Origin of the sequence: Saccharopolyspora oryzae (assembly GCF_027853915.1) — a bacterium.
In the GTDB taxonomy this organism is placed as follows: Bacteria; Actinomycetota; Actinomycetes; order Mycobacteriales; family Pseudonocardiaceae; genus Saccharopolyspora; species Saccharopolyspora oryzae.
Window position 1 is genome coordinate 207,399 of sequence record NZ_JAQGLA010000001.1, and the last position, 24,602, is coordinate 232,000.

Here is a 24,602-nt window from a genome sequence, read left to right on the forward strand (position 1 = left end):
GCCATGACGCCCCGAACCGCTCACGAGACCACCAGGCAGGAGGAAAGGCACCATGACGTACGCGTTCGACCCGCTCGTTCCCCGTCCGATCGACCGGCAGACCGACGTGCCGGTGACCGGACCGCCGGATCCCGACCTGCTCGACGAGGCGAAGATCTTCGCCGGACCGCCCGATCCCGCCGACCGGCCCGCGTGGCGGCAACGCCTGCACGAGTGGCGCGATGACGCCCGGAACCGCCACGGCTACACCGGCGCCGCGTACGACCGCCCGGCGGCGGCGTGGGCGATGCGCTGCTACAGCGTCGCCCAGGTGTGGCTGTGGGACGAGCTGCTCTACTCGTTCGAGGAGCGGCGGTTCACCCCCGACCGCTTCATCGCCGACGCGCGCGAGCGCTTCGGCGGGCTGGACGCGGTCGTGCTGTGGCACGCCTACCCCATCATCGGGCTCGACGAGCGCAACCAGTGGGACTTCTACCGCGACGTGCCAGGTCTTTCCGGGCTCGTCAAGGCCCTGCACGACGCGGGGTTGCACGTGTTCGTCGACTACAACCCGTGGGACGTCGGCACCCGGCGGGGCGAGGACGACCTGACCGAGCTCGCCGCGCTCGTCGCCGACTTCGACGCCGACGGCGTCTTCCTCGACACCCTCAAGAAGGCGGAACCGGAGTTCGTCGCCCGCCTCGAACGGGCCCGCCCCGGGATCGTGCTCGAAGGCGAGTCCAAGCTGCCCGTCGAGCGCATCGAGGACCACTCGTGCTCGTGGGCGCAGTTCTTCGCGGATTCGCCCGTGCCCGGGGTGCTGCGCGCCCACTGGTACGAGCGGCGGCACATGCAGCACCACGTTCGCCGCTGGCACCGCGACCACACCGAGGAGCTGCACTCGGCGTGGCTCAACGGCGTCGGCGTCATGGTGTGGGAGGCCGTCTTCGGCGTCTGGGTCGGCTGGTCGCGCCGCGACTCCGCGACCGTGCGCCGCATGGTCACCGTCCAGCGCGCGGTCGGCGACCTGCTGCTCGACGGCGAGTGGACGCCCCTCGCGGAACTCACCGACCAGGCCGAGGCAGCCGGGGTGTACGCGTCGCGCTGGGAATCGGACGACGTGACACTGTGGACAGTCGTCAACCGGGGCGAGGAGGACTACCGCGGCTCCGTGGTCGTTCCCGGCGAAGGCGCGCTGATCGACCTCTTCGACGACGGCGTCGTGCCGGGACGGGGCATCGGCGCGCTGCTGCACATCGCCCCGGGAGCCCGGGAGCCCGAGTGGCTGCCCGGGCTGGTCGAAGCGCTGCGGGGCATGCCGCACGACCCGGACGCCCGCTTCCCGCACCGCCTCGCGATCCGCCGCTCTCCGGAGCCGACCACCGGTGCGGCCGAACCGGGCGCCGTCGTCGTGCCCGCCGGGCCGTACGTGCTGACCGTGCGTTACCGCGCGCGGGAGACGGGCATGTACCAGGGCGCGCCCTACGTCGACGAGTGGAAACCCCTTCCGCCCAGGCTGCACGATGCGCGGACGCTGCAACGCGACGGAGAGCTCACCGCACCCGTCGCGGTCGCCTCCAGCGAGGTCACGAACGCGCAGTTCGCCGAGTTCCTCGAAGCGACGGGTTACCGGCCCGCCGATCCGCACCGGTTCCTCGCGCATTGGACAGGTGATCGATCGTCCACGCAGGACTCGCCGGTGACCTTCGTCGACCTCGACGACGCGCGCGCCTACTGCGCATGGCGGGGCGGTCGGCTGCCCACGGAGGACGAGTGGCAGCTCGCCGGGGAGACCGGCCGGTTGCGGCGCGGCGAGCCGGCCGTGTGGAACTGGACCGAGAGCGAGCATTCCGACGGCCGGACGCGGTTCGCGATGCTCAAGGGCGGCTGCGACTACCGCGCCGAGGGCGCCGACTGGTACGTGGAGGGCGGTCGGCGGGACCCCGACTTCAGCGTGAAGCTGCTGCTCCCCGGGCTGGGCCTCGCGCGCAGCGCGACGGTGGGCTTCCGCTGCGCCTGGGACCTGGCCGGTTCGTCCGATGTGGAGGATGTGCGATGACCGTGTCCCGCGACCTTTCGGCAGGCGCCCTCGCCGGACTGCGCGTCGTCGACGCGTCAACGCTCTTCGCCGGTCCGATGGCCGCCATGCACCTGGGCGACATGGGCGCCGAGGTGATCAAGGTCGAGCACCCGGCCAAGCCCGATCCGTCGCGCACCCACGGTGTCGCGAAGGACGGCGTCAACCTGTGGTGGAAGACCCTGGGCCGGAACAAGCGCACCGTCACCGCCGATCTCGCCAGCGAGGGCGGGCGCGAGGTGTTCCTCGCGCTCGCCGCGACGGCGGACGTGGTGATCGAGAACTTCCGGCCCGGCACCCTCGAACGGTGGGGCCTCGGCTACGAGGAGCTCGCCGCCAGGAACCCCCGGCTCGTGCTCGCCCGCGTCACCGGGTTCGGGCAGCTCGGCCCCTACCGGACGCGGCCCGGCTTCGGCACGCTCGCCGAGGCGATGAGCGGATTCGCCGCGACGACCGGGGAGCCCGACGGGCCGCCGACGCTCCCGCCGTTCGGCCTCGCCGACGGAGTCGCCTCGCTCGCCACCGCTTTCGCGATCATGGTCGCGCTGTCCACCCGCGAGCAGCGCGGGCAGGGGCAGCTCGTCGACGTGGCGATCATCGAACCGATCCTCGCGATGCTCGGCCCGCAGATCACCCGCTGGGACCAGCTGCGCACCGTTCAGCCGCGCACCGGCAACCGGTCGACGAACAACGCACCGCGCAACACCTACCGCACCTGTGACGGGCACTGGGTCGCAGTTTCCACGTCGGCGCAATCGGTCGCCGAGCGCGTCGTGCGGCTCGTCGGCCGGCCCGATCTCGCCGAGCAGCCCTGGTTCGCCAGCGGAGCCGATCGCGCGCGGCACGCCGACGAGCTCGACGAGGCCGTGGGCGCGTGGATCGCGCAACGCACGCGCGAGGAAGTCGTGGCGGCGTTCGAGGAAGCGCAGGCCGCGATCGCGCCGATCTACGACGCCGCCGACATCGTGGCCGATCCGCAGTTCCGCGCGCTGGGCACGATCCACGAGATCACCGACCCCGAGCTGGGCCCGACCCTGGTGCAGGGTCCGCTGTTCAGGTTGTCCGGCAACGACGGCGTCATCCGGTTCACCGGCCGCCCGCACGGCGCCGACACCGACGAGGTGCTCGACGAACTCGGGTTCGCCCGGGAACGGATCGCCGAACTGCGCGCCGAGGGGGCGGTATGAGCCGCGCACCCGGTGCTCCCCCGTTGACGCTGCTGTACGTGCCGGCCGACCGGCCGGAGCGGGTGGGCAAGGCGCTCGCGTCGAACGCCGACGTCGTGCTCGTGGACCTCGAAGACGCGGTCGCCCCGGCGCGCAAGGACGAAGCTCGCGCGAACGCGGTGCAGCTGCTCGCCGATCCGCCCGCTCGCCCGGTGCAGGTGCGTATCAACCATCCGAGCACGCAATGGCATGACGACGACGTCGCCGCGCTCGCGGTCCTGCCGCTCGTCGTGGGCGCCCGGGTCCCCAAGGTCGAGGCGGCAGAAGAGGTCCGGAAGCTTGCAGCTGCGCTGCCGGGGCGCGCGCTCCACCTGCTCATCGAGTCAGCGCTGGGGGTCGAGCGCGCCCTGGACATCGCGACGGCCGCACCGCGGGTCGCATCGATCGGACTCGGCGAGGCGGACCTGCGCTCGGATCTGCGCGTGGCCGACGATGCGGGCCTCTCGTGGGCGCGCAGCCGGGTGGTCGTCGCGGCCAGAGCAGCGCACCTGCCACCGCCGGTCATGTCCGCCTACCCGAACGTGCGCGATCTGGACGGGCTGGCGGAGTCGTGCCGGGCCGGGCGAGCGCTCGGTTTCCGCGGACGCACCGCGATCCACCCGGCGCAGCTGGACACGATCCGGGCCGCGTTCCTGCCGACCGCCGAGGAGGTGGAACGAGCGCGGGAGGTCGTCGCCCGGCTCGACGGTGCGACGGCAGCAGGTGTCGGCGCGCTCGCCCTCCCGGACGGCACCTTCCTCGACGTGGCGATGCTCGAACAGGCCCGCGCCGTCCTCGCCCTCGCCGACCCGCGAAACCCCTGACCCTCCCCTGCGTCCGCGCGTTCCTCGAGCGAGGCATACTGCTGCTTCGAGGCGTTTCCCCGCCAAGCGGGGAAATCACCGTGCGATGTGCGGCCGGGTTCGAGTTCCGGGCCGCGCAGGTCGACGAGCACGAGTCGGCGTGCCGGTCGCGGGTTCACCCGGAACTCGCGGCGGATGCGGCAAATGCGGCAGTTGTCCGATGTGGCCGGTCGAATGCGCTGGAACAGGTGAGGACCATTGGTATCAGTGGTGCTGGCGGAAACCCCTGAGCTGCCACCGGAGTTGACCCCTGACCGGATCTTCACGTCCTGGACACCGGACCCGGCGGCGTTGGTGGTCGTGGCCGTGCTCGGCACGGCCTACTGGCTGGGTGTGCGGCGGCTCAGGGCCGGTGGGGAGAGTTGGTCGACGGCGCGGACGGCGGCGTTCTTCGGCGGCCTGGCCACGATCGCACTGGTCACGATGTCGTTCCTGGGGGTCTACGCCGACGCGCTGTTCTGGGCACGGGCCGTGCAGAACACCACGCTGCTGATGATCGCACCGCTGCTGCTGGCGATCGGCGCTCCGCTGTCGCTGCTCGTGCGCAGCGCCCCGCAGCAGCTCGCCGAGCGGACGACCACGTGCATCCGGTCGAAACCGGCGCAGCTGCTGACCTTCCCCGGTGTGGTCACCGCGCTGCTCGTCGGAGTTCCGTTCGCCCTGTACCTGACCCCGCTGTACGAGCTGACGCTCCGCTCGTCGGTGATCGACGCGGCAATGCGCGGAATGCTGGTGTTCGCCGGTTTCGTCTACTTCTGGACCCGGCTGCGCGTGGACCCGACGCCCCGCGACGATCCGCACGTGGTGTCGTTCGGGATCTCCCTCGCGGAGGTCATCTTCGACGGAGTGCTGGGACTGGTGCTCTGGCTGGGTCCGCTGCGCGCGCCGCACTACTACGAAGCACTGGCTCGCACGTGGGGACCGAGCCTGCGCACCGACCAGATCATCGCCGCGGGCGTGGTGTGGATCGGGGGCGACCTCGCCGGACTGCCGTTCCTCGGCACACTGATGCGGCAGTGGAAGCGCGATGACGCGGCGGAAGCAGCCGAGATCGACCGCGCGCTCGACGCGCAGCAGGAGGAGCAGCCGGACGAGCCCGCCGCGAGCAGTGGGCTGTGGTGGGAGGACGACCCGATCCTGGCCGAACGCTTCCGCCGCTGAGCCCGCACGGGTGGAGATCATTTCCGGCGAATTGCGGCGTTGAATTCGGACAATGCGCATCCCGGCCGCAGACAACGCAACAAGAGCGAAGAATTCGAAGTGGGCAATACCGCCGATTCCTCGCCGCCGAGCGCCGTTCTCGTCACATTTCCCAACATTCCCAGACCGGTAGGCTCGAGGAGTATTCCGGGCAGCCTCGCTGCGCTCAACGACAACCGGCGAGAAAGGTCCCGCCATGTCAGATCTGTCCTACTTCGAGGCCGCCGTGATCGGCTTGCTGCAGGGAGTCAGCGAGCTGTTCCCGGTTTCCAGCCTCGGGCACAGCATTCTCCTGCCCGCGCTCTTCGGGGGCAGCTGGGCCGGCGATCTCGACATGAGCGCACCGCATTCATCGTATTTGTCGGTCCTGGTGGCGATGCACGTCGCCACGGCGCTGGCACTGGTGGTCTTCTTCTGGCGCGACTGGGTGCGCATCGTCGGGGGCTTGTTCACCTCGGTGCGGGACCGCCGCATCCGGACGCCGTACCAGCGCCTGGGTTGGCTCCTGGTCGTCGGCACGATCCCGGTCGGCCTCGCGGGTCTGGTGCTGGAGAAGGTGGTCCGCGAATACCTGGGCAAACCCGTACCCGCGTCGATCTTCCTCGCCCTCAACGGCCTGGTCCTCTACGCGGTCGAGAAGTACCGGCAACGGCGCGACGAGCACGCGACCGCCCCGGAAACCGAGATCATCGAGGCGATTCCGCTGCACGAGCAGCAGACGGTCGTGATGTCGGCGGTGTCGACCGAGCAGACCGTCCCGATCCCGGCAGTCCGCGGGCTCGGCACCACCGCCGAGGACGACCGGGACGAATCCGACGACCCGGACGTGCAGTCCGACGTGCGGCTGTCCCGGCAGAGCTGGCGGCAGGCACTCCTCATCGGTGCCGCGCAGTGCCTGGCGCTGCTGCCCGGCATCAGCCGGTCCGGCATCACCATGGTCGGCGGCTTGGTCCGCGGCCTGCGCCACGACGACGCGGCGCGCTTCGCCTTCCTGCTGTCCACCCCCGCCATCGGCGGCGCGGGCCTGCTGAAGGTCCCCGAGCTCTTCGCCCCGGAAGCGCAGGGCGTGCTCGGACCCGCGCTCCTCGGCAGCGTCCTGGCCGGGATCGGCGCCTACATCTCGGTGCGCTTCCTCACCTCGTACTTCGAAACGCGCACCCTGCGCCCCTTCGCCCTGTACTGCATCATCGCCGGGCTGGCCTGCTTCGGCTGGTTCGCCATCTAGGAAGCGGACCGGGTCACTTGCCCGCGGACCTCGGAGTCCGCTCGTTGTCCGACCGGGGGAACCAGGCGTACCAGTCGCGGCTGGTGGGCGCGAAGTAGTGCGTCGGCGGGAGCTTCTGCGCCGGGTAGAGGCGGTGGCCGGCGGCCGGACCGTTCGGGCCGTGGTCGAAGTAGGCGCCGCTGATCCAGTCCGGGTTGATGTCCATCTCCATGCCCCGGACGACCCCCGCCCCCTGCAGGATGCGCCCCAGCGTGCACACCGAGAGCGCGGGCCCGGCGACGTAGACCTCGGCGCCGCTGGCGGTGATGCCGAAGGCGGAGCGGTCGATGTAGGACTTGTTCCCGACGGTGACGCCCCACTCGGCGCTGCCGCCGGTGTCGCAGGTGGGGTTCAGCTGCCCGTCGTCGACGAGCATGACGAGGTTCTGGCGCACGCTGGCGACGTCCGGGGTGAGGTGCACTTCCTGGTTCCAGGAGCCGACTTGAGCGGTGCCGTTGCGCATCATCACCAGGCTCGCGGCACCGTTGACGAGCGGGTAAACGGTCTTGCCGTCGCTGTAGTAGCCGCCGTGGCTGTCCCCGCGCGGCAAGCGGAACCCGGCGTTGAACACGGCCAGCACGTTCTGCTGGTCGGTGCGCGTGAGCGAATCGGGTTCGGGCCACTTCCCGCCCGGATCCTGGAACCCGGGGCGCAGCTGGCCGCTGACCAGCTTCGGGTCGATCCACATCGCGGCGGCCAGGTACGAGGTGTGCTCGTTGTCGGGGCGCACCATGGCGACGCGCACGGCCGGTTTCCCGCGCACGGTTTCCACGGTCTGCCACTGGCCTTCGCCCGGCAGCGGTGTGCCGCCGGCGAGGTTGGGCATCGGAGCCGGACCGCCGGTCGAGTTCGCGTCGTTTCCGACCTTGGGGATCCCGCCTTCCGGCGTGCCGCCGACCGCGGGTTTGTCGATGTCGTACTGCACCTGCTCCAGGTACGTGATGGCCGAGCCCAAGCCGTGATCGCGGCCCCATTCGGCCAGCCGCGCCGCCACGCCCGCGTTGCCGGGGGCGTCGAGCGCATGACCGATCGACCCGGCGATCACGACGGCGAACGCACCGAGCACGGCCAGCGTTCCGCGCAGCGCTTTCCAGAACGGGGATCGGCGATTCCGGGAGCCGGACACCGACGAACGCCTTCTGCGATGCTTCACGGACGGCCTTTCCAGAACTTTCCAGCAGTCGCCCACCAGAAGGCGGACCACCGGCCCCCAAGATCGGCTTCTCGATTGGTGCGCGCACCCACCCCACGAGGCGTCTGCGCTATCGGGAGATTAGCAAGACCCGGATATCGCTCCGCGACCAACGCCGATGGAATTGCTCACACCGCGCGAAAGCATCGTCCCATTTTCGACCTTGACCCGAAAACGGGTACTTTTGCCGACCAGCCAGGATTCCCCTCGGAGACCGGACAATTCTCGCGGTAATTCCAAACACCGCGAACGAGGATGGATCAGTCCATTGAGGACTCCACAGGTCGTGAGCACTTTGGGGCGCTAAAACACCCCAAAGTGCTCACGACCTCGAGGCGGACGGATCACGCGGTCGACGGTGCGGATCCGGTTTCCGCCGCAGCCTCCTCCGCGGCGAGGGTCCGCACTGCCGGCAGTGCGATGAGCGCGGCCAGTGCGATGGCGAGCACGCCACCGGCGAGCTTGCCCAGCAGCAGCGGGCCGATGAGGTTCGGCTGGAAGTTCGCCGTGAACGCCAGGTGATCCCCCACCAGGAAGGCGGAGCAGACGGCGAACGCGATGCACAGCACCTTGTCCTTCGGGGGCATGTGACGGATGAGCCGGAACAGGGCCAGCACGTTGGCCGCGGCGGCGAGCAAGCCGGCCGTGCCTTCGGAACTCATTCCCACGCGGCGGCCGAGCGCGCCCAACGGGCGGGCGAGCCCCTTGCGCAGCACGTAGACCATGGGGAACGCCCCGGCGAGCATGATGCCGATGTTGCCGGCGACCTCCAGCGCCCGGTACTGGTCCTCGGCGTCGGCGATGATCGGGTCGAAGCCGAAACCGCCGAGCACGGTGGAGAACACGCCCGTGAAGTGCTCGACGATGCTCACCGCCAGCACGAGCTTCAGCGCGGCGTCCAGGATCCGCCCGAACCAGATGAACAGGCGGATCATGATCGCAGGCACGAACCACAGCGCCGCCGCGAGCAGCACGACGAACACCACCAGCGGGAGCAGGTTGAGCAGCATCGATCCGACGTCCAAACCGGACAGCGGCGCAGTCGATGCGCTGTCGGCGGACACCTCGCCGCGCACCGTCGTCGAAGTGGCCAGCAGGATGCCCGTGGTGACCAGCACGCCGACGGGGATCGCGAGCACGCCGGACATCACGCCCAGCGCCATGTAGCGGTGGTCGCGGCGGTCCAGCATGGCCAGGCCGACCGGGATGGTGAAGATGATGGTGGCCCCGGCCATGTAGCCGACCACGGTGGCCATGATCCAGCCACCGGTGCTGCCCGCGGTTTCCTGCGCCAGCTGGTAGCCGCCCATGTCCACCGCGATCAAGCTGGTCGCGGCGATCGCCAGGTCCGCACCGATCGCGCCGAACAGCGGGCCGGCGACCGACTCGACCAGCGCCGACAGGTACGGGATGGCGGCCATGATCCCGGCGACGGGGACGAAGATGGCGCCGATCGAGTGCAGGCCTTCCTTGAACTCCCGGCCGAGCCCGCTCTCGTCGTCGCGGATCGCCGCCACGGCGCCGATCACGACGAACACCATCATGAGGTAGATGATCAGGTTCCCGAAGGACTCCACGCGCCCTCCTCCTCTCGGTGGCGGGCGGTTCAGCCCAGCAGCGGGCGCAGGTGGTCGTTGAGGAACGTGCCGTCGGGGTCGAACTCCCGGCGCACGGCGAGGAAGGTGTCGAACTCGGGGAACAGCTCGCCGAGCCGGTCCCGCGTCATGAAGTGGATCTTCCCCCAGTGCGGTCGGGCCTGGTACCGCTGCAGCCGCTGGTCCACGGTGCGCAGGAACGGCCAGTAGTCGGTACCGGGCGCACCGGACACCGAGATCACCATGGTGTCGCGCTGGTAGTTCGGCGACAGGTAGGCGTCATCGGCCGCGGTCCAGCGCACTTCGATCGGGTAGAGCTGGTCGGGGAACTCGTCGAGCATCAACCGCCGGATCTCGTTGAAGGCCTCGAGCCCGTGCTCGGCCGCGACCATGTACTCCATCTCGTGGAAGGGCTCCTCGTACCCGCCGGGGTAAACCCGGTAGGCGCGGTCGGTCCGGTTGCCGACGTCGTCGGAGACGAGCCCGTCCGGCTCGGTGACCTCGACCTCGTCGTAGATCTTGACGTAGCAGTGGTTGCTCATCGGCTGGTCGGGCGGCGCCGGGAGCTGGTAGAGGTCCACGGAGTGGTCCGCCGGGCACCAGAAGAACGAGAAGTGCCGGTGGTCGGCGATCAGCCGGTCCCAGGAGTCCTCGATCTCCTGCCACGGCCGGTAGCTGATCTCCTCCTTGATGTAGTAGGCGGGGGAAACGGCCAGTTCGACCTCGAGCATCACGCCGAGCGAGCCGATCGCGACCTGCGCCGCGCGCAGCTCCCGCACCTGGTCCTCACCGATCTCGACGACCTCGCCGTGCCCGTCGACCAGCCGCACCCGGCGCATCGCCGCGGACATGTTCGGCAGCTCGATGCCCGAGCCGTGCGTGGCCGTCGAGAGCGCGCCGGCGATGACCTGCTTGTCGATGTCGCCCTGGTTGGACAGCGACAGCCCGGCTTTCCACAGCGGTTCGCCGAGCCCGCCGACCGTGGTGCCCGCCAGCGCGGTGGCCCGCAGCCGCTGCGGATCGGTCGCGGTCACCCCGCTCAGCTGCGCCAGGTCGAGCATGAGCCCGCCGGTGGGCACGATCGGCGTGAACGAGTGCCCCGTTCCCGCGACCCGCACGTTCATCCCCTGCCGGATCGCGTAGCGGACGGCGTCGACGACTTCCGATTCGTCGCGGGGCCGGGCGTACATCGCCGGGGTGACGGTGTGGTTCCCCGCCCAGTTCTTCCAGACGTGGTCGTAGCTGGTGGGGGCGGACAGCGCGGGCTCGGTCATGCGGATGCTCCGATCTCGTGCAACGGATCTCGATCAGTCCTCGGATACGCCTCCCGCCTCGGCAGCGCAGGCCTCTCCCCGAAGCCTCGTCAGGAGGAGCGCACCAGCGCCGAAAACTTAAAACATTCAATTTTAAATGACAAGGGTCCGTGCGGGCCCCGGTCGCGCCGGTATGCTCGCCCGAGGTCGTGCCACGACGGCCGAATCGATCACGTCCGCACGCCGGATCCCGCCCGGACCAGTTGGTGAGCAGAGGAAAGACAACGGTGTCGAGTTTTGCCGCGTACCTCCGGTTGGACGGGACCGAAGGGCTCCCGCACAGCGTGGCCGGGCAGCTGGAGACCGCGATCGCCGTCGGACTGCTCAGCCACGGCGACCGGCTGCCGCCGGAATCCGAACTCGCGGCCGAGCTGGGCGTTTCCACCGGAACCCTGCGCCAGGCCTTGGAAACCCTGCGGCAGCGCGGGGCCATCGAAACCCGCCGCGGGCGCGGCGGCGGCAGCTTCGTGCGGAACGCGTCGAAACCGCCGCCCGAAACGGCGTTGAACCAGCTGCGCGAGCGCAGCGCCGACTCGCTGCGCGATCTCGGCGACGCCTGCGCCGCCGTGGTCGGCGGAGCCGCTCACCTGGCCGCGCAGCGGGCGGCTCACGACGACGTGGAGCGGCTGCGGCGGCTGGCCGAGCACTTCCGCTCCGCCGAGACCGCGGACGAGCGGCGCCGAGCGGACAGCCGGTTCCACATCGAGATCGGCGTCGTCGCCCACTCGGTCCGGCTCACGCAGGCCATCGTCCACCTGCACGACGAGCTGGCGTCGTTGTTCTGGACGGTCGGCGGCGAGGCCGAGCACCACCCGGTGACCGAGTCCGCGAACACCGCGCTCATCGAGGCGATCGACAGCGCTGACGCGGACACCGCGCGCGCTGTGGCGATGCAGGACGTGGAGACCCGGGTGCAGCACCTGATCGATCTGCACCTGGACCTGGTGGTGCGCGGTGAACCATGATGGCCGCATCGCGCAACCAGAAGGTGAAGGATCTTGAACGACCGAGAGCTCGCGTCGCTGCGCAGGTGCGCGGAACGCATCAGAGCACGGGTCGACCGGGTGCTCGATGATCTCGGTTCGGCGCAGGCCGAGGTCGTCCGCGTGCTGGCGCCGGCTCGACGGCCGCTGCGCCGAGCCGACGTCGCGCAGGTGCATCCGACCCTGGTGAAGGTGCTCGACCAGCACCGCGGCTTCGTCCAGGGAGTGGGTCTCGCGCTCGACGACGGCCACCTCGACGACGCATCGCGCTGGCTGGAGTGGTGGCGCAGCGAGGACGACGAGCCGGCCCGCTTCGTCCGCCACCAGCTCGACCCGGCGCACAACCACTTCTACGACTACGTCGGCCAGGACTGGTTCGCGCTGCCCCGGCGGACGGGACGACCGGCGGTCACCGGCCCCTTCGTGGACTTCGCCGGGACCAACGAGCACACCATCACCCTGGCCGTTCCGGTGTTCCACGACGACGAGTTCGTCGACGTGCTGGGGGCCGACGTCGCGGTCGAGGGCGTCGAGCGGTTGTTGATCGAGTCCCTGCGATCGCGGTCACCGGACGCCGTGCTGCTCAACGAGCACGACCGCGTCGTGGCGTCGACCAGCGCCCGCTGGTGGAGCGGAACCCTGCTGCGCCGCGACGCCGGCGTGAACTGGTCCCAGGACATCGACCTCGGCGGCGACCTGCGCTGGCGCCTCGTCGCGGCGCACCGCTGACGACGCCCTCAAGCGCAGTCCATAGTGGACGATTCGAGAACCCGTGCGCTACCAAGCTGATTGACGTGCTCGATCCGTCCGGGCCACCCGGTCAGGCAGTGACCCAGGCGAAGATGGCCAGCAGCAACAGGTAGCAGGCCACGATGGCCGCCGCGCCCGCCAGGTTCGTCACCGCCACGCGGGCCGGCCCCGGCACCAGCCAGAACGCGAAGATCTTGTTCACCAGCGGCATCAGCAGCCAGGTCAGGATGCTGACGCTCAACACGTTGCCGATGAACAGGGACAGGTATCCCGGTAGCCCTGCCGCGCCCAGTTCGCGACCGACCGTCAGGCTCAGGACCATGACGGTGGGATAGAGGGCCAGCAACACGGTCATGGCCTGCTTCCAGTTGGACGGGACCCCTTCCTCCCCTTCACCGTCGAACCGGAACCAGCTGCCGAATGCCGATCTGATCTTCCGCACGTCGTAGCCGGCGAAGTAGTCCTCCCCTTCCTCCAGGAGCTTCGCCCGCGTCTCGGACTCCAACCACTCGTCCAGATGCGCGCGGCTGTCGTACCGGAACACCGCGACCCATTTCTCCTGAACTCCCGGTACTGGCTCGAACAGCTCGAGTCCCATGAATCCCGGAGATTTCTCCTGCACCTTGCGGACCTTGTTCTGCCAGTGCCTGAAATCGCATTCACGCCCCGGCCTGACGTCGTGCGAGACGACCGCGGTCACGACGTCCCGGGTCGGCGGCTCTCCGGCGAGGATCTCCTGTGCGGCAGCCCCTTCGAACAGCTCATCGCCCTCGGCGAGCAGTTCCTGCCGTTCCGCCGAGTTCAACCAGGCGGTCAACTGGTCGATCGTCGAGAAGCGGAAGACGACCGACCAGGAGTTCTGCTCGTCCGACGTCGGCGGGTACTGCTCCGCCGCCTCGAACCCGCTGAAGCCACCGGCCGCCTGGTCCACCTTTTGCTGCCATCGCCGGTAGTCGTCCTCCCGGCCTTCGCGGACCGTCAACGAGATCAGGACGGTCGCGCCACGACTGCCGAACTCCTGGTTTGGCCCCCGCTCCATATCGGGTAACCATAATTAGCTCCGACTGGCCGGACAACTCGACTGAAAAGCGCTCGGCGCAATGCGATCGGAGGTTCTGGGGATGGAGCACGAAGAACTCATCGCCGAAGCCGTTCGGTTGGCGACCGAATCCGTTGAGAACGGGTGGGGCGGCCCGTTCGGCGCGGTGATCACCCGCAACGGGGACATCATCGCACGGGGGCAGAATCGCGTCCTGCTCACCGGTGATCCGACCGCGCACGCGGAGGTGGAAACCATTCGAATGGCCTCGCAAGTGCTCAATTCCGAGGCGCCGAGCATTCCGGAGAACCACCAGAACGAATCGACGCTGGAATTCGTGCCACGCCCCGAAGGTTCCGATGACGTGGTGCCCGAGCGGGCCCGCATGCTCATGGGATGCTCCATCTACATCAGCGGCGCACCGTGCCCGATGTGCATGAGCGCGATCTACTGGTCCCGGATCGACGCGGTCTACTACGCCAAGGACCTCCAGGACACCAAGGAGATCGGTTTCGACGACGCCTTCCAGTACGACGACTTCAAGAAACCGCTCGACCAGCGGAGAATATCGATTCAACAGATCTTCCCCGAGATCGGGGACCGCGCGTACCAGGCGTGGATGAACAAGCCCGACCGGCACCCGTACTAGCGCGGAGCGACTCCGTCGGGAGTCCGGGCCGAAACGTCAGCGCCTGCTCCTCCCCCACATCCCCCGCCGGATTCGCAGCGACTGCGCCCTTCGGCGTGCCGAGTTCTACTCGCAAAAAGGGCGAACCTGCCTTTGTTCGCCCCGTGGGCAGCGTCACCGAGATCGCTCAGCCGGGACGAATACGCTCGTCAAGAGCTGGTTCTGCGCCAGGGAGAACTTCGTCGCGACATCAGGGGGTTGACGGACTCCAGCCAGGAACTTAGGTTTGCCTCGCCTCACGAACGAGGCCAGCTGCTGGACCACGTCACCCACAGCGGAAACCTGGAGGAGGACGAGATGCGCCCGGATGTCGACGGCACGGGCCCGGCGCGCTCTTCGCGCAGGTAGCGCAAGCCACGACCTTCGAGCACGACTAGCCGGCCAGCGGTGACGCGGTGCGGATGACCCGCACCTGCCCGCGGCCGAAAGCCGCAACGCCCACCTCCCCGGCGTGCGGTTCTCATGGAAATCCCCTCACCACAAGGGATTCCCCATCCTGCGGCCTCAGCCACGCCAGCGACACAACAGCGCCCGGACCTTCCGGGCGCCGATGCACGACGGAACGAGAGATGAGCGAAACAGCCCAGATCAGCCATGAGGTCAAGCCCACCGGGCGGATCGCATTCACCATCGACACCGCACTGCTCCTGCTCAGGGTCGTCCCGTTCGGGCTGCTGACCGTGCACGGCGCGCAGAAGCTGTTCGGCGTCTGGGGCGGCAAGGGGTTGAGCGGAACGGCCTCCGGGTTCGCCGCGATGGGGTACGAACCCGCGTGGTTCTTCGCCCTGCTCGGCGGCGGCGCCGAGTTCGTCGGCGGAATCCTGCTGTTCCTAGGCCTTTTCACGCCCCTCGGCGCAGCCATGTCGCTCGGCGTGATGATCAACGCCGTCGCCGCTGTGGCCGCCAAGGGCCTGGAGTCGTCCGGCTACGCGATCGTGCTCGCGGTCATCGCCGCCGCACTGGCGATCAGCGGCCCAGGCCGGTTCTCGCTCGACGCGGGTCGCCCCTGGCACCGGACCGGGCCGGTCGTCGCGGCGGTCAGCATCGCGGTCGCTGTCGCCACCTCGGCCGCGACACTGCTGGTGAAGGGCTGAACGCGTGCGCGGGTCACCGCGGGGCGAACCACGTCCCCCTGCGGTCGGTGGTCGGCTGACCTAGCGTTGAAACCCATGACCGCACGGAACCGGGGGCATCGCCACAACACCGGGCGAAGCCGGGATTCCCGCCGCGAGCACCTGTCGATCAACCCGGTGTTCGTCGCCGAACCGGCGCAGGTGCCGCGCAACCGGTTGCCCACGGGGGAACTCGATCCCGACGTGGCCTACCAGGTCGTGCACGACGAGCTGATGCTGGACGGCAACGCGCGGCTCAACCTCGCCACGTTCGTCACCAGCTGGATGGAGCCGCAGGCCGACCGGTTGATGGCGGAGTGCTTCGACAAGAACATGATCGACAAGGACGAGTACCCGCGCACGGCCGAGCTGGAGCAGCGCTGCGTGCGGATGCTCGCGGAGCTGTGGCACGCCCCCGACCCCGAGTCCACCATCGGCTGCTCCACCACCGGGTCCAGCGAGGCGTGCATGCTGGCGGGGTTGGCGCTCAAACGCCGTTGGCAACACGCCCGGCGAGCGGCCGGCAGGCCGGCGGATCGGCCGAACATCGTGATGGGCGCGAACGTCCAGGTCTGCTGGGAGAAGTTCGCGAACTACTGGGACGTCGAGGCGCGGCTGGTGCCGATGGAGGGCGAGCGCTTCCACCTCGACGCGGCCGAAGCCGTCGCGCGCTGCGACGAGAACACCATCGGGGTGGTGGCGGTGCTGGGCTCCACCTTCGACGGCAGCTACGAGCCGGTCGCCGAGATCTGCGCCGCGCTGGACCGGTTGTCCGCCGAGCATGGCTGGGACGTGCCGGTGCACGTCGACGGAGCCTCCGGAGCGATGATCGCCCCGTTCTGCGATCCCGACCTGGCCTGGGACTTCCGGCTGTCCCGGGTCGCCTCGATCAACACCTCCGGGCACAAGTACGGCCTGGTCTACCCCGGCGTGGGCTGGGTGGTGTGGCGGGATTCGGCTGCGCTGCCGCAGGACCTCGTCTTCGACGTCAACTACCTCGGCGGCAGCATGCCGACGTTCGCGCTGAACTTCTCCCGCCCGGGCGGGCAGGTGGTCGCGCAGTACTACGCGTTCCTGCGCTTGGGCTTCGACGGTTTCCGCAGGGTCCAGCAGACCTGCCGCGACGTGGCGACCTCGCTGGCCGACCGGATCGCAGGGCTCGGACCGTTCAGCCTGCTCACCCAGGGCGACCAGCTACCGGCGTTCGCCTTCGCGCTGCGCGAGGAGGTCACCGGCTACTCGGTCTTCGACGTGTCGGCGCACCTGCGGGAACGCGGCTGGCTGGTCCCGGCCTACGCGTTCCCGGCGAACCGCACCGACCTGGCGGTGCTGCGGATCGTGGTCCGCAACGGCTTCACCCACGACCTCGCGGACCTCCTGCTCGAAGACCTCGAACGATCCATCGCGGAACTCCAGCACCAGCCCGAACCCCTGCGCGGCGTGGAGCACAGCTCCTTCGCCCACGGCAGCGGCATCCCGCAGCGGGACTCATCGCCCGCGCAGCTCGAGCGCGACCGCACCGAGCACTAAGGCGCCTCCGGCAAAAGCACCGGCCCAGAGCGACTCGCCGAACGCGGTCGCGCCGATCGCCGCGCCTACGAGCGGCGTGACGTAGGCGTAGGTGCTGACCAGCGGTGCCGGCGCGCTCTCCAGCAGGCGCGTGTAGAGCATGAAGCCGACGAGCGAATCGAAGACGACCAGAAACACCGCCGCACCCGCCGACGTCCAGCTGAGCGCGAGGAGCAGGAACACAGTGCGATCGGGGGAACCCGCACCCCGGCGCCGCGCAGCTCTGCCGATGTTCACCGCGGATCCCTTCATGATCTGTGCACCTGGCTGAGGCATGTGGCCTGCGCGTCACGTTCCACCGCTCACGATTGCCACATCGCGATGGACAGGAGCGCCAGGGCTGTGCAGATCAGGGTCGCGCAGTTGAACAGCACCCGATGGCGGACGAGGTGGTCAGCGGTGAGGCGGCCGAGCGGTGCTGAGATGACCGCTGGCAGCGGTCCTAGCGGGTTCAGCAGACTCTCCGGGTCCAGCAGGCTCAGCGGGCCGAGTCCGACGAGAAGTCCGAGCACGCCGAACGTGAGAGCAGTCCCCAGGCGCCCCAGGTTCAACTTTCGGCAGAGCTTCTCGACGAGGAGGCCCAGCGGCAGCCCCACGATCAGCACAACGCCAACGATGAACGGCAGTGCGAGCAGGGTCATCCCCGCGGAGCCGAGTGCTCGCGACAACGCGGGATCGCCGGGGAACCCGTCACCGACGAGGAAAAGCGCGTACACCACCGCGGACGCGATCGCGGTGACCGCCACGACGCCCGCGAGAACCAGCCTCGGGTGCGAACCCTCCACCAACTCGGGCGAACCCTGCTTCATCCCCACGTCCAGAACCTTAGACCCGTGAAGCGAATTTGGTGCGCTTTTCCCGAAATCCCGCCCCGTCCACGCAGTTTCACACGAAGAATCGGTGCACCGCCCTCCAACGTTCCGCCGGGGCAGTGCGCCGCACCACCGGCGAGAGCCAGGCGCGCACTGCTCCGGGTCGGTCCCGGAAAGCGCTCGGGCGGGCCGCTCGAATCCGCGCTGCCGTTCATTCCGGATGTGCCGCGTGAGTTATCATAGATCCAGCACGATCACTGATCGCGACAATGGGAAAACAGGTCGGGAGCCGATTGATGACCAGCGAGCCGAAAGAGAATTTTGCACGCGGGGCACGACGAAATCCGCGGCTCGCCGAACGGGTTGCCGAACTGATCGAGAAGGACATCGTCGCGAGCGGCTGGCGCATCGGTTCGGTGCTGGGTTCCGAGGGGGAGCTCATCGAGCGGTACGGGGTGAGCAGGGCGGTGTTCCGGGAAGCCGTCCGGCTGGTGGAGCACCAGCAGTTGGCCACCATGCGCCGCGGTCCCAGCGGTGGGCTGGTCGTGACCGAGCCGGACCCCGGCGTCGTCCGCAACGCCGCACGAGTGCACCTCCGACGCGCGGCGGTGACCCGGCATCAATTGCTCGAAGCGCGGATGGCGCTCGAACTCGCGGGAATCGCCAGCGCCACCGAGAATTTGACCGAATCGGGAATCGAAAAGCTGAAAGAGGCGCTCGATCTCGAGCAGGAGCAGATCGATCGAGGTGTTACTCGAGGATATGCGCGCGATCTGCACCGGGTCATCGCGGAACTGGCCGGAAATCCCGCGATAGCATTGTTCGTGGAAGTGCTGGCACAACTGGACCAGGACATCGTCCAGCAGGAATGGGACGCTGCCGACGTCGACGACGAGGGGCATCTCGACGATGCCATCGCATCCCACGAAGCGCACGAGGCCATCGTCGCGGCCATCGTCGCCGGGGACGCGCCACTGGGCCAGCACCGGATGCGCCGCCACCTGCAAGCGATCGCCGCGTTGCTCCCGGACGAATCGTGACGCAGCCGGTCAGCGTCCCACCCATCTCGGTTCGCGCTTCTCGGCGAAGGCGGCCAGTCCCTCGCGCCGGTCTTCGGAGTCGAGCGCCCGGGCAGCGATCGGTTGCTGCGCCTCCCATGCCTCCTCCTCGGTCGCCCACGACGACGACCGAAAGATGATCTCCTTCGACGCCATCACCGCCGTGGGCCCGTTGGCCTGCAGGGATTCGGCGAGTTCCACCGCGGCGTCGAGGGAAGCTCCCGCGGGCACGACCCGGTTCACCACGCCCCAGCGGTGGAAGAACTCCGCGTCGCGGAAGGCACCGGTCAAGGCGAGCTCCACGGCCAGGTGGTAGGGCAACCGCTTCGGCAGGCGGAACAGTCCACCGCCGGCCGCGACGCCGTTGTGGCGGACCTCGGGCAGCCCGAACCGGGCGTCGGCGGCCGCGACGATCAGGTCGCACGACAGGCACAGCTCGAACCCGCCGCCGACGGCGAACCCCTCCACGGCTGCGATCAGCGGCTTGCGCGGCGGCCGCCGGAAAACACCGAAGCCGCCCCGCCTCGGCGTGACCGCCTTCTCCCCTCTCGCCGCCGCTTTCAGGTCCGCCCCGGCGGAGAACGTCCCACCGGCGCCGGTGACGACGCCGGCGAACAGGTCGTCGTCATCATCGAGCAGGTCCATCGCCTGCTCGAGCTGCCCGGCGGTCGCCGCATCGACCGCATTTCGACATTCGGGGCGGTTGATCGTGACGATCAGGACGTGCTCACGCCTGTCGGTCAGGACCAGGTCCGCGGCGGAACTGCACGGCATGGTGGTGCCCTTCCCTCCTGCGCAGGACGGCGAACGTGGCTCAGCTGAGCCCGAATTCCTGCCGAGCGATGAGCCCGCGCATGACCTCGGAGGTGCCGCCGCCGATGGTTTCCAGGATCGACTGGCGCCACATGAACTCGGCGTCGGTCCCCTTGACGAACGCCTCGGACGAACCGAATTCCAGCCCGGCACGGGCGATGTCCTGCGCCAGCACCGTTCCCGCGAGCTTGTGGTAGGCGGCAGGCACCGCTGACGGCTCACCGCTGATCACCTCGCCGAGCAGCGCCAGTGCCAGCGCCTCGACCTCGGCAACGCGCACAGCCAGCTCTTCGAGCCGATGCCGGACCACGGGATCGCCGAGGACACCGGCGGTTTCCAACCCGGCCACCACGTCGTGCAGGTCGCGTCGCAGCCGTTTCGGCGGGAACTGCACGTGGCGCTCCACCGCGAGCGCCGAGCTGACCACCTGCCAGCCCTCGTCCTCGTCGCCCACCCGGTTGGCCACCGGGACCCGCACGCCGTCGAACCGGACCTCGTTCAACCGCCCGCCGTCGAGCGTCGGAATCGGCGACACCGACACCCCGGGGCTGTCCAGCGGCACGATCAGCACGCTGAGCCCGCGCGATCTGCTGTCCTTGGGTCCCGTCCGGCACAGCAGCCAGATGTAGTCCGACCAGTGCGCGTTGGACGTCCAGCACTTCGCACCGTCGACCACGTACTCGGCTTCGCTCGAGCGGGAGGTGCCCCCGTCGTCGAGCCGCGCCCGGGTGCGCACCGCCGCCAGGTCCGAACCGGCATCCGGTTCGGAGTAGCCGAGGCAGAAGTTGATCCGGCCGCGTCGCAGCCCGGTCAGGAATCGGGCGCGCTGCTCGTCGGTTCCGTGCGACATCAGCGCCTTGGCGACCAGGCCCGGCCCCATCGGCGGCCGCGCGACCCGGGCGTAAGCCATCTCGTCCCACAAGATGAACTCGTACGCGGGTGAGCGGCCGGCCCCGCCAAACTCGACCGGCCAGGACAGCGAAAGCCAGCCCCGGTCGCCGAGCGCCCGGTAGACGCGCCGGACGCTGTCGGGTGTGTTCGCACCGCGGTGGAAGTACCCGCGCACGTCGTGGAATTCGTCCAGGAACTCGAGGACCTCGCCGCGGAAGGCCTCTTCCTCGGGGGTGAAGCCGAAATCCATCTCAGTCCTCCGCGCCGGTGGTCCACTTCGGTTCCCGGCCCTCGCTAAACGCGCGCGGCCCTTCCTTGGCGTCGGGGTGGGCCCAGTGCATGCGCAGCAACGCCCAGCCGTACTCGCACGCTTGGGCGTACCCCACCTCGAGCGAACCCCAGATCGCCTGCTGCGACAGCGACACCGCGGCCGGCGAGTTCCGCACGATCGCACCGGCCATCTCCTCGGCCGCGTCCATCAGACCCTCCGTTGTGGACAGTTCGTCGACCAGGCCGAGCTGGTAGGCGCGCTCGGCGGGCATCCGGTAGCTCTTGCCCATCAACGTCATCCGCAGCGCGGACCCCAGCGGCAACCGCTTCGCCAGTCCGATGTTCTCCATCGCACCGACCAGCCCGACGTTCACGTGGGTGTCCATGAAGGACGCGTGGTCCACGGCGAGCACGATGTCGGCGTCCACCACGAAGTGCAGCCCCGCACCGGCGACGAGGCCGTTGACCGCGCTGATCACCGGCTTCCACACCCGATTCTGCTTCGGGGACCAGTGGACTTCGTCGGTCAGCGGCCCCGTGCCGGTGCTCATGCCGCCGCGGTCGGCGACCACGTTGACGTCCGCACCGGTGCAGAAGTGCCGGTCACCGGAGCCGGTGATGATCGCCGCGCGGATCCAGGGGTCGTCGCGCACCTCGCCCCAGATCTCCTTCATCCGCGGCATCATCGTCCCGGTCAGCGAGTTCCCCTTGTGCGGGCGGTTGAGCGTGATGCGGGCGACGTGGTCACGCTTCTCGAAGATCACCTCGGGAGCCTGCTCGGACATCATCCCCGCCCTTTCCGGAAGTACCTCGCCAGCACCTGTCCACCCGATCCCTGCGGGTGGCCTGGCGCGTTTGCCAACTGCCTGATCCGATTGGCCACCTGACCGATCGGCCCTTCCTCGGAATACCCGATCGCACCGAAGGTCTGGTGCGCGACGAGCGCTGCCTCGACCGCGGCCCGGGAAGCGGACAGCCGCGCGGAGACCGCCAGCACGCCACCGTCCTGGTGCTCGTCGTCGATGGCCAGCGCGGCCATCGTGGTGAGCTTCTCGGCCGAGGTCAAGGCGACGCCGGCGGTCACGATCGGATGCGCGACCGCTTGGAAGGACCCGATCGGCCGGCCGAACTGGACGCGGGTCCTGGCGTGCTCGGCGGCGGCGTCGAGCAGCCGCCGCCCCGCACCCCACAGGTAGGCGGCGAGGGCGATGTCCGCCAACGCCATTCCGGCGCTCACGCGTTCCAACGGCTGCACGCGTTCCAGGGCGACCCGACCCCACGGGTCCCCGCCCAGCACTTCGACCGGCTCGATCTCCCCGACCGGACGGGCCAGCCAGGCCTCTTCGCCGTCCGCTTCGACGAACACCTCCGCCAGCGGCGCCCAGGGCATCAGCGGCGGCTGGCCGAACGAGACCAGGCTGGTGCCGTTGCCGAGCTGTTCTGCCTGCTCAGGGGGCAGCGTGTGGGTGGCGAGCACGGTCGCTGCAACGGGGCCGGGTGCCGCAGCTCGCCCGAGCTCTGCACCGACCGCAGCGATCTCGCCCGCTCCCCCGTCCTCGCCGGGCATCGCCAGCGACAGCACTCCCAGCTCGGCCAGCCCCTGCCAGAACGACCACGGGAAGGGTCCGGGACCTCGGACTTCCTCGGTGCAGTGCGCGGCGCAATAGCTCCGGACCGACTCGGCCAGCGCTTGTTGTTCCGCGGTGCGGGTCAACGCGATGCTCATGACGCCTGCGCCCAGCGCTCCGCCACCACCGCGCGACCGTGGGCGCGCCTGCCGCCGAGCTCAGCCCGCAGCGCTTGGAGCCGCAGCGTCCACAAGTGCAGGTCGTGTTCCGTCGTCAGGCCGACCGCTCCCATGATCTGGTGGGTCTCCCGCGTCAAGCGGCTCAGCGTAGCCATCGTGTGCGCCGAGGCAACTGCGGCTGCCTCCGCCGGGGCACCGCGGAAAGCAGCCTCGTAAACCAGCCAGCGCGCACCCTCGACGAACACGCTCAGCTCCGCCAACCGGTGCTGCAGCGCCTGGAACGAACCGATCGACCGCCCGAACACCTTGCGATCCTTGGCGTAGGTGACCGCGATGTCGAGGGCCTGCCGCATCATCCCCACTGCTTCGGCCGAAACTCCGACGCGCCACCAGTTCACCGCGACCGCGGAAGTTCCGGGAGCGAGCTCGCGCCGCCGGGTCGGAGACACCCGTGCGAGCGGGTAACCGTAGGCGGAGGGCACCGGGTCGGCGGCAGCGGGATCGAGCTCGGCGACGACGCACCGGTCGCCGTCGACCAGCAGCATCAGCTCGGCCTCTCCTCCGTGGCGGATCGGGCTGGAATCGCCGGCCACCGCCATGGCGATGGGCCCCTCCGGCCGTTCGAGTCCGAGCGCAGGCAGCACCAGCAGGTGCGGTACCGGTGTGATGCCGCCGAGCTCGGCGGCGATCAGCTCGACCGCGAGCGCCGCGCCGAGCGGGCCGGCCTCCTCTGCTTCGAACAGGTCGAGGAACCCGGCCTGCCGCAGCTCGGATTCCAGGGCGTGGTCGTACTCGCCGGATGCGGCGAGCGCACGGCTGCGGGTCGTGCCTGCGTGCCGGCTCAACAGGGTGCCCAGCGAGTCGAGGAGTGCGCTCTGGGTCGACGACAGCTCGAAATCCATGGTCAGTCCTTCGGCAGGTTCAGGATGAGGCGGGTGATCAAGTTGAGCTGGACCTCGTAGCTGCCCGCGGCGATGCCCGCGCCGAGCGAGTTGCGGAACTGCGCGTCGCCCAAGGCCCCCTCCACCAGGGCTTCGCTGCCCATCACGTCCAGGGCGAGGTCACCGACGGCCCGTTCGGCCTGCACCATCGCCGCGCGGGCCTGGTACGCCAGCGGCGAGGGTTCCTTCGCCTTCGCCCGTTCGTCGATCACGCGGTAGACCAGGATCCTGGCCGCTTCGCACAGCGCTCGCGCTTGGCCGAACTGCTCCTGGACGCCCCCGTCCTCCAGGAGGCCCGCTGCCCGGCACCATTCGGCCAGCCGGTCGAGCACCAGCGCGGCGCGCGCGTACCGCGGTGCTCCGACGCGTTCGTAGGCCAGCGTCCGCCGGACGATCTCCCAGCCCTTGTTCTCCTCGCCGAGCAAGCACTCGGCTGGAATGCGGGCGTCGGTGAGGAAGAGCTCGTTGAACGAGTGCTCGCCGACGAGACCGTCGATGCGCCGGACCTCGACCCCCGGCGTCTTCAGCGGCAGCAGGAAGACCGAGATGCCGTCGCGGCCGTCGGCGACCGAACCCGTTCGCGCCAGCAGGAAGCAGTAGTCCGCCTCGTTGGCGTAGGAGGTCCAGATCTTCTGCCCGTTCAGGACGAAGCCGTCCCCGGCCCGGACGGCCCGCGTCCGGAGTGCCGCCAGGTCGGTTCCGGCCTCCGGCTCGGAGAAGCCCTGGCACCAGAAGACCTCGCCGCGCGCGATCGGCGGGAGCAGCTCGCGCTTCTGCTCCTCCGTGCCGTACTTGATGATCGCCGGGCCGACCCAGTTGACGTTCATGTACTGCGGCCCGCGCGGTTCGCCGCGCTTCCACAGCTCCTCGCCGAGCACGAAGTGCTGCCACGCGCCTTGGCCGCCACCGCCGTACTCCTCGGGCCAGTGCGGCGTGAGCCATCCCCGGTCGGCCAGCGTGCGCACGAACGCCCGTGAGAAGTCGCTGTGGACCGCGCTGCCGAGCCCGGTCGATCGGTCCCAGCCGGCCAGCTCGCGGTCGAGGAAGTCCACCAGCTCGTGGCGGAAGCCCGCGTCGGCTCCGCTCCACGCGAATTCCATCAGCCCCTCCCGGACGTGCGGATGCTCGGCCAGTAGTCCACTCGGATCACCGCGGTAGCTCCCATCGACGAAGGCTTCCAATTCAGTGCACTTTATTCCTAACACACGCGAAGCGCCGTTGGCGATCCCGGACAGCGGGAC

Annotated in this window: 23 protein-coding genes; 11 read left to right on the forward strand and 12 right to left on the reverse strand. The window is 69.5% G+C overall.

Annotated features, from left to right (window positions below; all coding sequences use genetic code 11):
• Nucleotides 1–52: 52 nt before the first annotated feature.
• From OU415_RS00950 to OU415_RS00970, 5 genes are all read left to right on the forward strand, one after another.
• Nucleotides 53–2,038: an SUMF1/EgtB/PvdO family nonheme iron enzyme gene (locus OU415_RS00950; RefSeq protein WP_270946548.1), complete on the forward strand. Its 1,986-nt coding sequence runs from the start codon at nt 53–55 to the stop codon at nt 2,036–2,038.
• A complete protein-coding gene (locus OU415_RS00955; RefSeq protein ID WP_270946549.1) occupies nt 2,035–3,243 on the forward strand; it encodes a CaiB/BaiF CoA transferase family protein in 1,209 nt (402 codons plus the stop codon). The genes OU415_RS00950 and OU415_RS00955 overlap by 4 nt, the downstream gene beginning before the upstream one ends.
• A complete protein-coding gene (locus tag OU415_RS00960; RefSeq protein ID WP_270946550.1) occupies nt 3,240–4,085 on the forward strand; it encodes an HpcH/HpaI aldolase/citrate lyase family protein in 846 nt (281 codons plus the stop codon). The genes OU415_RS00955 and OU415_RS00960 overlap by 4 nt, the downstream gene beginning before the upstream one ends.
• A gap of 246 nt (nt 4,086–4,331) precedes the next feature.
• Nucleotides 4,332–5,285 carry a cytochrome c oxidase assembly protein gene (locus OU415_RS00965; protein WP_270946551.1) on the forward strand — a complete coding sequence of 318 codons (954 nt, stop codon included), beginning with the start codon at nt 4,332–4,334 and terminating at the stop codon, nt 5,283–5,285.
• Nucleotides 5,286–5,520: 235 nt separating this feature from the next.
• Nucleotides 5,521–6,549: an undecaprenyl-diphosphate phosphatase gene (locus OU415_RS00970; RefSeq protein ID WP_270946552.1), complete on the forward strand. Its 1,029-nt coding sequence runs from the start codon at nt 5,521–5,523 to the stop codon at nt 6,547–6,549.
• Between the two features lie 13 nt (nt 6,550–6,562).
• Here the strand turns inward: OU415_RS00970 and OU415_RS00975 are convergent, their stop codons facing one another.
• From OU415_RS00975 to OU415_RS00985, 3 genes are all read right to left on the reverse strand, one after another.
• Nucleotides 6,563–7,714 (reverse strand): phosphodiester glycosidase family protein, encoded by a 1,152-nt coding sequence (locus OU415_RS00975; protein WP_270946553.1) that lies wholly within the window; start codon nt 7,712–7,714, stop codon nt 6,563–6,565.
• A 410-nt stretch (nt 7,715–8,124) separates the two neighbouring features.
• Complete coding sequence (gene eutH / locus OU415_RS00980) at nt 8,125–9,357, reverse strand: ethanolamine utilization protein EutH (RefSeq protein ID WP_270946554.1); 1,233 nt, start codon at nt 9,355–9,357, stop codon at nt 8,125–8,127.
• Between the two features lie 29 nt (nt 9,358–9,386).
• Nucleotides 9,387–10,649, reverse strand: coding sequence for a D-arabinono-1,4-lactone oxidase (locus OU415_RS00985; protein WP_270946555.1), 1,263 nt, complete (start codon nt 10,647–10,649; stop codon nt 9,387–9,389).
• A gap of 266 nt (nt 10,650–10,915) precedes the next feature.
• On the opposite strand from OU415_RS00985, the gene OU415_RS00990 reads away from it, so the two are divergent.
• The gene (locus tag OU415_RS00990) at nt 10,916–11,653 is read left to right on the forward strand and encodes a FadR/GntR family transcriptional regulator (protein WP_270946556.1); all 738 of its coding nucleotides are present in this window, start codon (nt 10,916–10,918) and stop codon (nt 11,651–11,653) included.
• Nucleotides 11,654–11,686: 33 nt separating this feature from the next.
• Entirely contained in the window at nt 11,687–12,400 is a 714-nt protein-coding gene (locus tag OU415_RS00995) for a cache domain-containing protein (RefSeq protein ID WP_270946557.1), read from the forward strand.
• A 91-nt stretch (nt 12,401–12,491) separates the two neighbouring features.
• On the opposite strand, the gene OU415_RS01000 is transcribed toward OU415_RS00995, so the two are convergent.
• Nucleotides 12,492–13,460 carry an antibiotic biosynthesis monooxygenase gene (locus OU415_RS01000; protein ID WP_270946558.1) on the reverse strand — a complete coding sequence of 323 codons (969 nt, stop codon included), beginning with the start codon at nt 13,458–13,460 and terminating at the stop codon, nt 12,492–12,494.
• An 82-nt stretch (nt 13,461–13,542) separates the two neighbouring features.
• Between OU415_RS01000 and OU415_RS01005 the strand changes: the two genes are divergently transcribed.
• The 3 genes from OU415_RS01005 to OU415_RS01015 all read left to right on the forward strand — a co-directional run bounded on the left by OU415_RS01005 (nt 13,543) and on the right by OU415_RS01015 (nt 16,790).
• Nucleotides 13,543–14,109, forward strand: a complete 567-nt coding sequence (locus OU415_RS01005) for a nucleoside deaminase (protein ID WP_270946559.1) — start codon at nt 13,543–13,545, stop codon at nt 14,107–14,109.
• Nucleotides 14,110–14,717: 608 nt separating this feature from the next.
• The gene (locus OU415_RS01010) at nt 14,718–15,242 is read left to right on the forward strand and encodes a DoxX family protein (protein ID WP_270946560.1); all 525 of its coding nucleotides are present in this window, start codon (nt 14,718–14,720) and stop codon (nt 15,240–15,242) included.
• 75 nt (nt 15,243–15,317) lie between these two features.
• Nucleotides 15,318–16,790, forward strand: coding sequence for a glutamate decarboxylase (locus OU415_RS01015; protein ID WP_270946561.1), 1,473 nt, complete (start codon nt 15,318–15,320; stop codon nt 16,788–16,790).
• On the opposite strand, the gene OU415_RS01020 is transcribed toward OU415_RS01015, so the two are convergent.
• Together OU415_RS01020 and OU415_RS01025 are read right to left on the reverse strand one after the other, a co-directional pair.
• On the reverse strand, nt 16,749–17,081 hold the full coding sequence (locus OU415_RS01020; protein ID WP_270946563.1) for an EamA family transporter: 333 nt from the start codon (nt 17,079–17,081) through the stop codon (nt 16,749–16,751). The genes OU415_RS01015 and OU415_RS01020 overlap by 42 nt on opposite strands.
• A 50-nt stretch (nt 17,082–17,131) precedes the next feature.
• Nucleotides 17,132–17,644, reverse strand: a complete 513-nt coding sequence (locus tag OU415_RS01025) for a hypothetical protein (protein WP_270946564.1) — start codon at nt 17,642–17,644, stop codon at nt 17,132–17,134.
• Between the two features lie 293 nt (nt 17,645–17,937).
• Between OU415_RS01025 and OU415_RS01030 the strand changes: the two genes are divergently transcribed.
• Nucleotides 17,938–18,681: a FadR/GntR family transcriptional regulator gene (locus OU415_RS01030; protein WP_270946565.1), complete on the forward strand. Its 744-nt coding sequence runs from the start codon at nt 17,938–17,940 to the stop codon at nt 18,679–18,681.
• A gap of 9 nt (nt 18,682–18,690) precedes the next feature.
• Here OU415_RS01030 and OU415_RS01035 read toward each other — a convergent pair whose 3' ends face one another.
• Genes OU415_RS01035 through OU415_RS01060 form a run of 6 tightly spaced genes read right to left on the reverse strand, consistent with a single transcriptional unit; the run spans nt 18,691 to nt 24,461 of the window.
• Nucleotides 18,691–19,473, reverse strand: a complete 783-nt coding sequence (locus tag OU415_RS01035; RefSeq protein ID WP_270946566.1) for a crotonase/enoyl-CoA hydratase family protein — start codon at nt 19,471–19,473, stop codon at nt 18,691–18,693.
• Between the two features lie 40 nt (nt 19,474–19,513).
• Nucleotides 19,514–20,653 carry an acyl-CoA dehydrogenase family protein gene (locus OU415_RS01040; protein ID WP_270946567.1) on the reverse strand — a complete coding sequence of 380 codons (1,140 nt, stop codon included), beginning with the start codon at nt 20,651–20,653 and terminating at the stop codon, nt 19,514–19,516.
• A gap of 1 nt (nt 20,654) precedes the next feature.
• Nucleotides 20,655–21,458 (reverse strand): enoyl-CoA hydratase/isomerase family protein, encoded by an 804-nt coding sequence (locus OU415_RS01045; protein WP_270946568.1) that lies wholly within the window; start codon nt 21,456–21,458, stop codon nt 20,655–20,657.
• Nucleotides 21,458–22,399, reverse strand: a complete 942-nt coding sequence (locus tag OU415_RS01050; protein WP_270946569.1) for an acyl-CoA dehydrogenase family protein — start codon at nt 22,397–22,399, stop codon at nt 21,458–21,460. Before OU415_RS01050 ends, OU415_RS01045 begins: the two co-directional genes overlap by 1 nt.
• Nucleotides 22,396–23,322 carry an acyl-CoA dehydrogenase family protein gene (locus OU415_RS01055; RefSeq protein ID WP_270946570.1) on the reverse strand — a complete coding sequence of 309 codons (927 nt, stop codon included), beginning with the start codon at nt 23,320–23,322 and terminating at the stop codon, nt 22,396–22,398. Before OU415_RS01055 ends, OU415_RS01050 begins: the two co-directional genes overlap by 4 nt.
• 2 nt (nt 23,323–23,324) lie before the next feature.
• Nucleotides 23,325–24,461 carry an acyl-CoA dehydrogenase family protein gene (locus tag OU415_RS01060; protein ID WP_270946571.1) on the reverse strand — a complete coding sequence of 379 codons (1,137 nt, stop codon included), beginning with the start codon at nt 24,459–24,461 and terminating at the stop codon, nt 23,325–23,327.
• Nucleotides 24,462–24,602: the final 141 nt, after the last annotated feature.

What these genes read in the sequence shown, in the direction of transcription:
- OU415_RS00950 (WP_270946548.1), top strand. Translation starts at nt 53, where the DNA reads ATGACGTACGCGTTCGACCCGCTCGTTCCCCGTCCGATCGACCGGCAG.
- OU415_RS00955 (WP_270946549.1), top strand. Translation starts at nt 2,035, where the DNA reads ATGACCGTGTCCCGCGACCTTTCGGCAGGCGCCCTCGCCGGACTGCGC.
- OU415_RS00960 (WP_270946550.1), top strand. Translation starts at nt 3,240, where the DNA reads ATGAGCCGCGCACCCGGTGCTCCCCCGTTGACGCTGCTGTACGTGCCG.
- OU415_RS00970 (WP_270946552.1), top strand. Translation starts at nt 5,521, where the DNA reads ATGTCAGATCTGTCCTACTTCGAGGCCGCCGTGATCGGCTTGCTGCAG.
- OU415_RS00985 (WP_270946555.1), bottom strand. Translation starts at nt 10,649, where the DNA reads ATGACCGAGCCCGCGCTGTCCGCCCCCACCAGCTACGACCACGTCTGG.
- OU415_RS01000 (WP_270946558.1), bottom strand. Translation starts at nt 13,460, where the DNA reads ATGGAGCGGGGGCCAAACCAGGAGTTCGGCAGTCGTGGCGCGACCGTC.
- OU415_RS01005 (WP_270946559.1), top strand. Translation starts at nt 13,543, where the DNA reads ATGGAGCACGAAGAACTCATCGCCGAAGCCGTTCGGTTGGCGACCGAA.
- OU415_RS01010 (WP_270946560.1), top strand. Translation starts at nt 14,718, where the DNA reads ATGAGCGAAACAGCCCAGATCAGCCATGAGGTCAAGCCCACCGGGCGG.
- OU415_RS01015 (WP_270946561.1), top strand. Translation starts at nt 15,318, where the DNA reads ATGACCGCACGGAACCGGGGGCATCGCCACAACACCGGGCGAAGCCGG.
- OU415_RS01020 (WP_270946563.1), bottom strand. Translation starts at nt 17,081, where the DNA reads ATGAAGGGATCCGCGGTGAACATCGGCAGAGCTGCGCGGCGCCGGGGT.
- OU415_RS01030 (WP_270946565.1), top strand. Translation starts at nt 17,938, where the DNA reads ATGACCAGCGAGCCGAAAGAGAATTTTGCACGCGGGGCACGACGAAAT.
- OU415_RS01035 (WP_270946566.1), bottom strand. Translation starts at nt 19,473, where the DNA reads ATGCCGTGCAGTTCCGCCGCGGACCTGGTCCTGACCGACAGGCGTGAG.
- OU415_RS01040 (WP_270946567.1), bottom strand. Translation starts at nt 20,653, where the DNA reads ATGGATTTCGGCTTCACCCCCGAGGAAGAGGCCTTCCGCGGCGAGGTC.
- OU415_RS01045 (WP_270946568.1), bottom strand. Translation starts at nt 21,458, where the DNA reads ATGTCCGAGCAGGCTCCCGAGGTGATCTTCGAGAAGCGTGACCACGTC.
- OU415_RS01050 (WP_270946569.1), bottom strand. Translation starts at nt 22,399, where the DNA reads ATGAGCATCGCGTTGACCCGCACCGCGGAACAACAAGCGCTGGCCGAG.
- OU415_RS01055 (WP_270946570.1), bottom strand. Translation starts at nt 23,322, where the DNA reads ATGGATTTCGAGCTGTCGTCGACCCAGAGCGCACTCCTCGACTCGCTG.
- OU415_RS01060 (WP_270946571.1), bottom strand. Translation starts at nt 24,461, where the DNA reads ATGGAATTCGCGTGGAGCGGAGCCGACGCGGGCTTCCGCCACGAGCTG.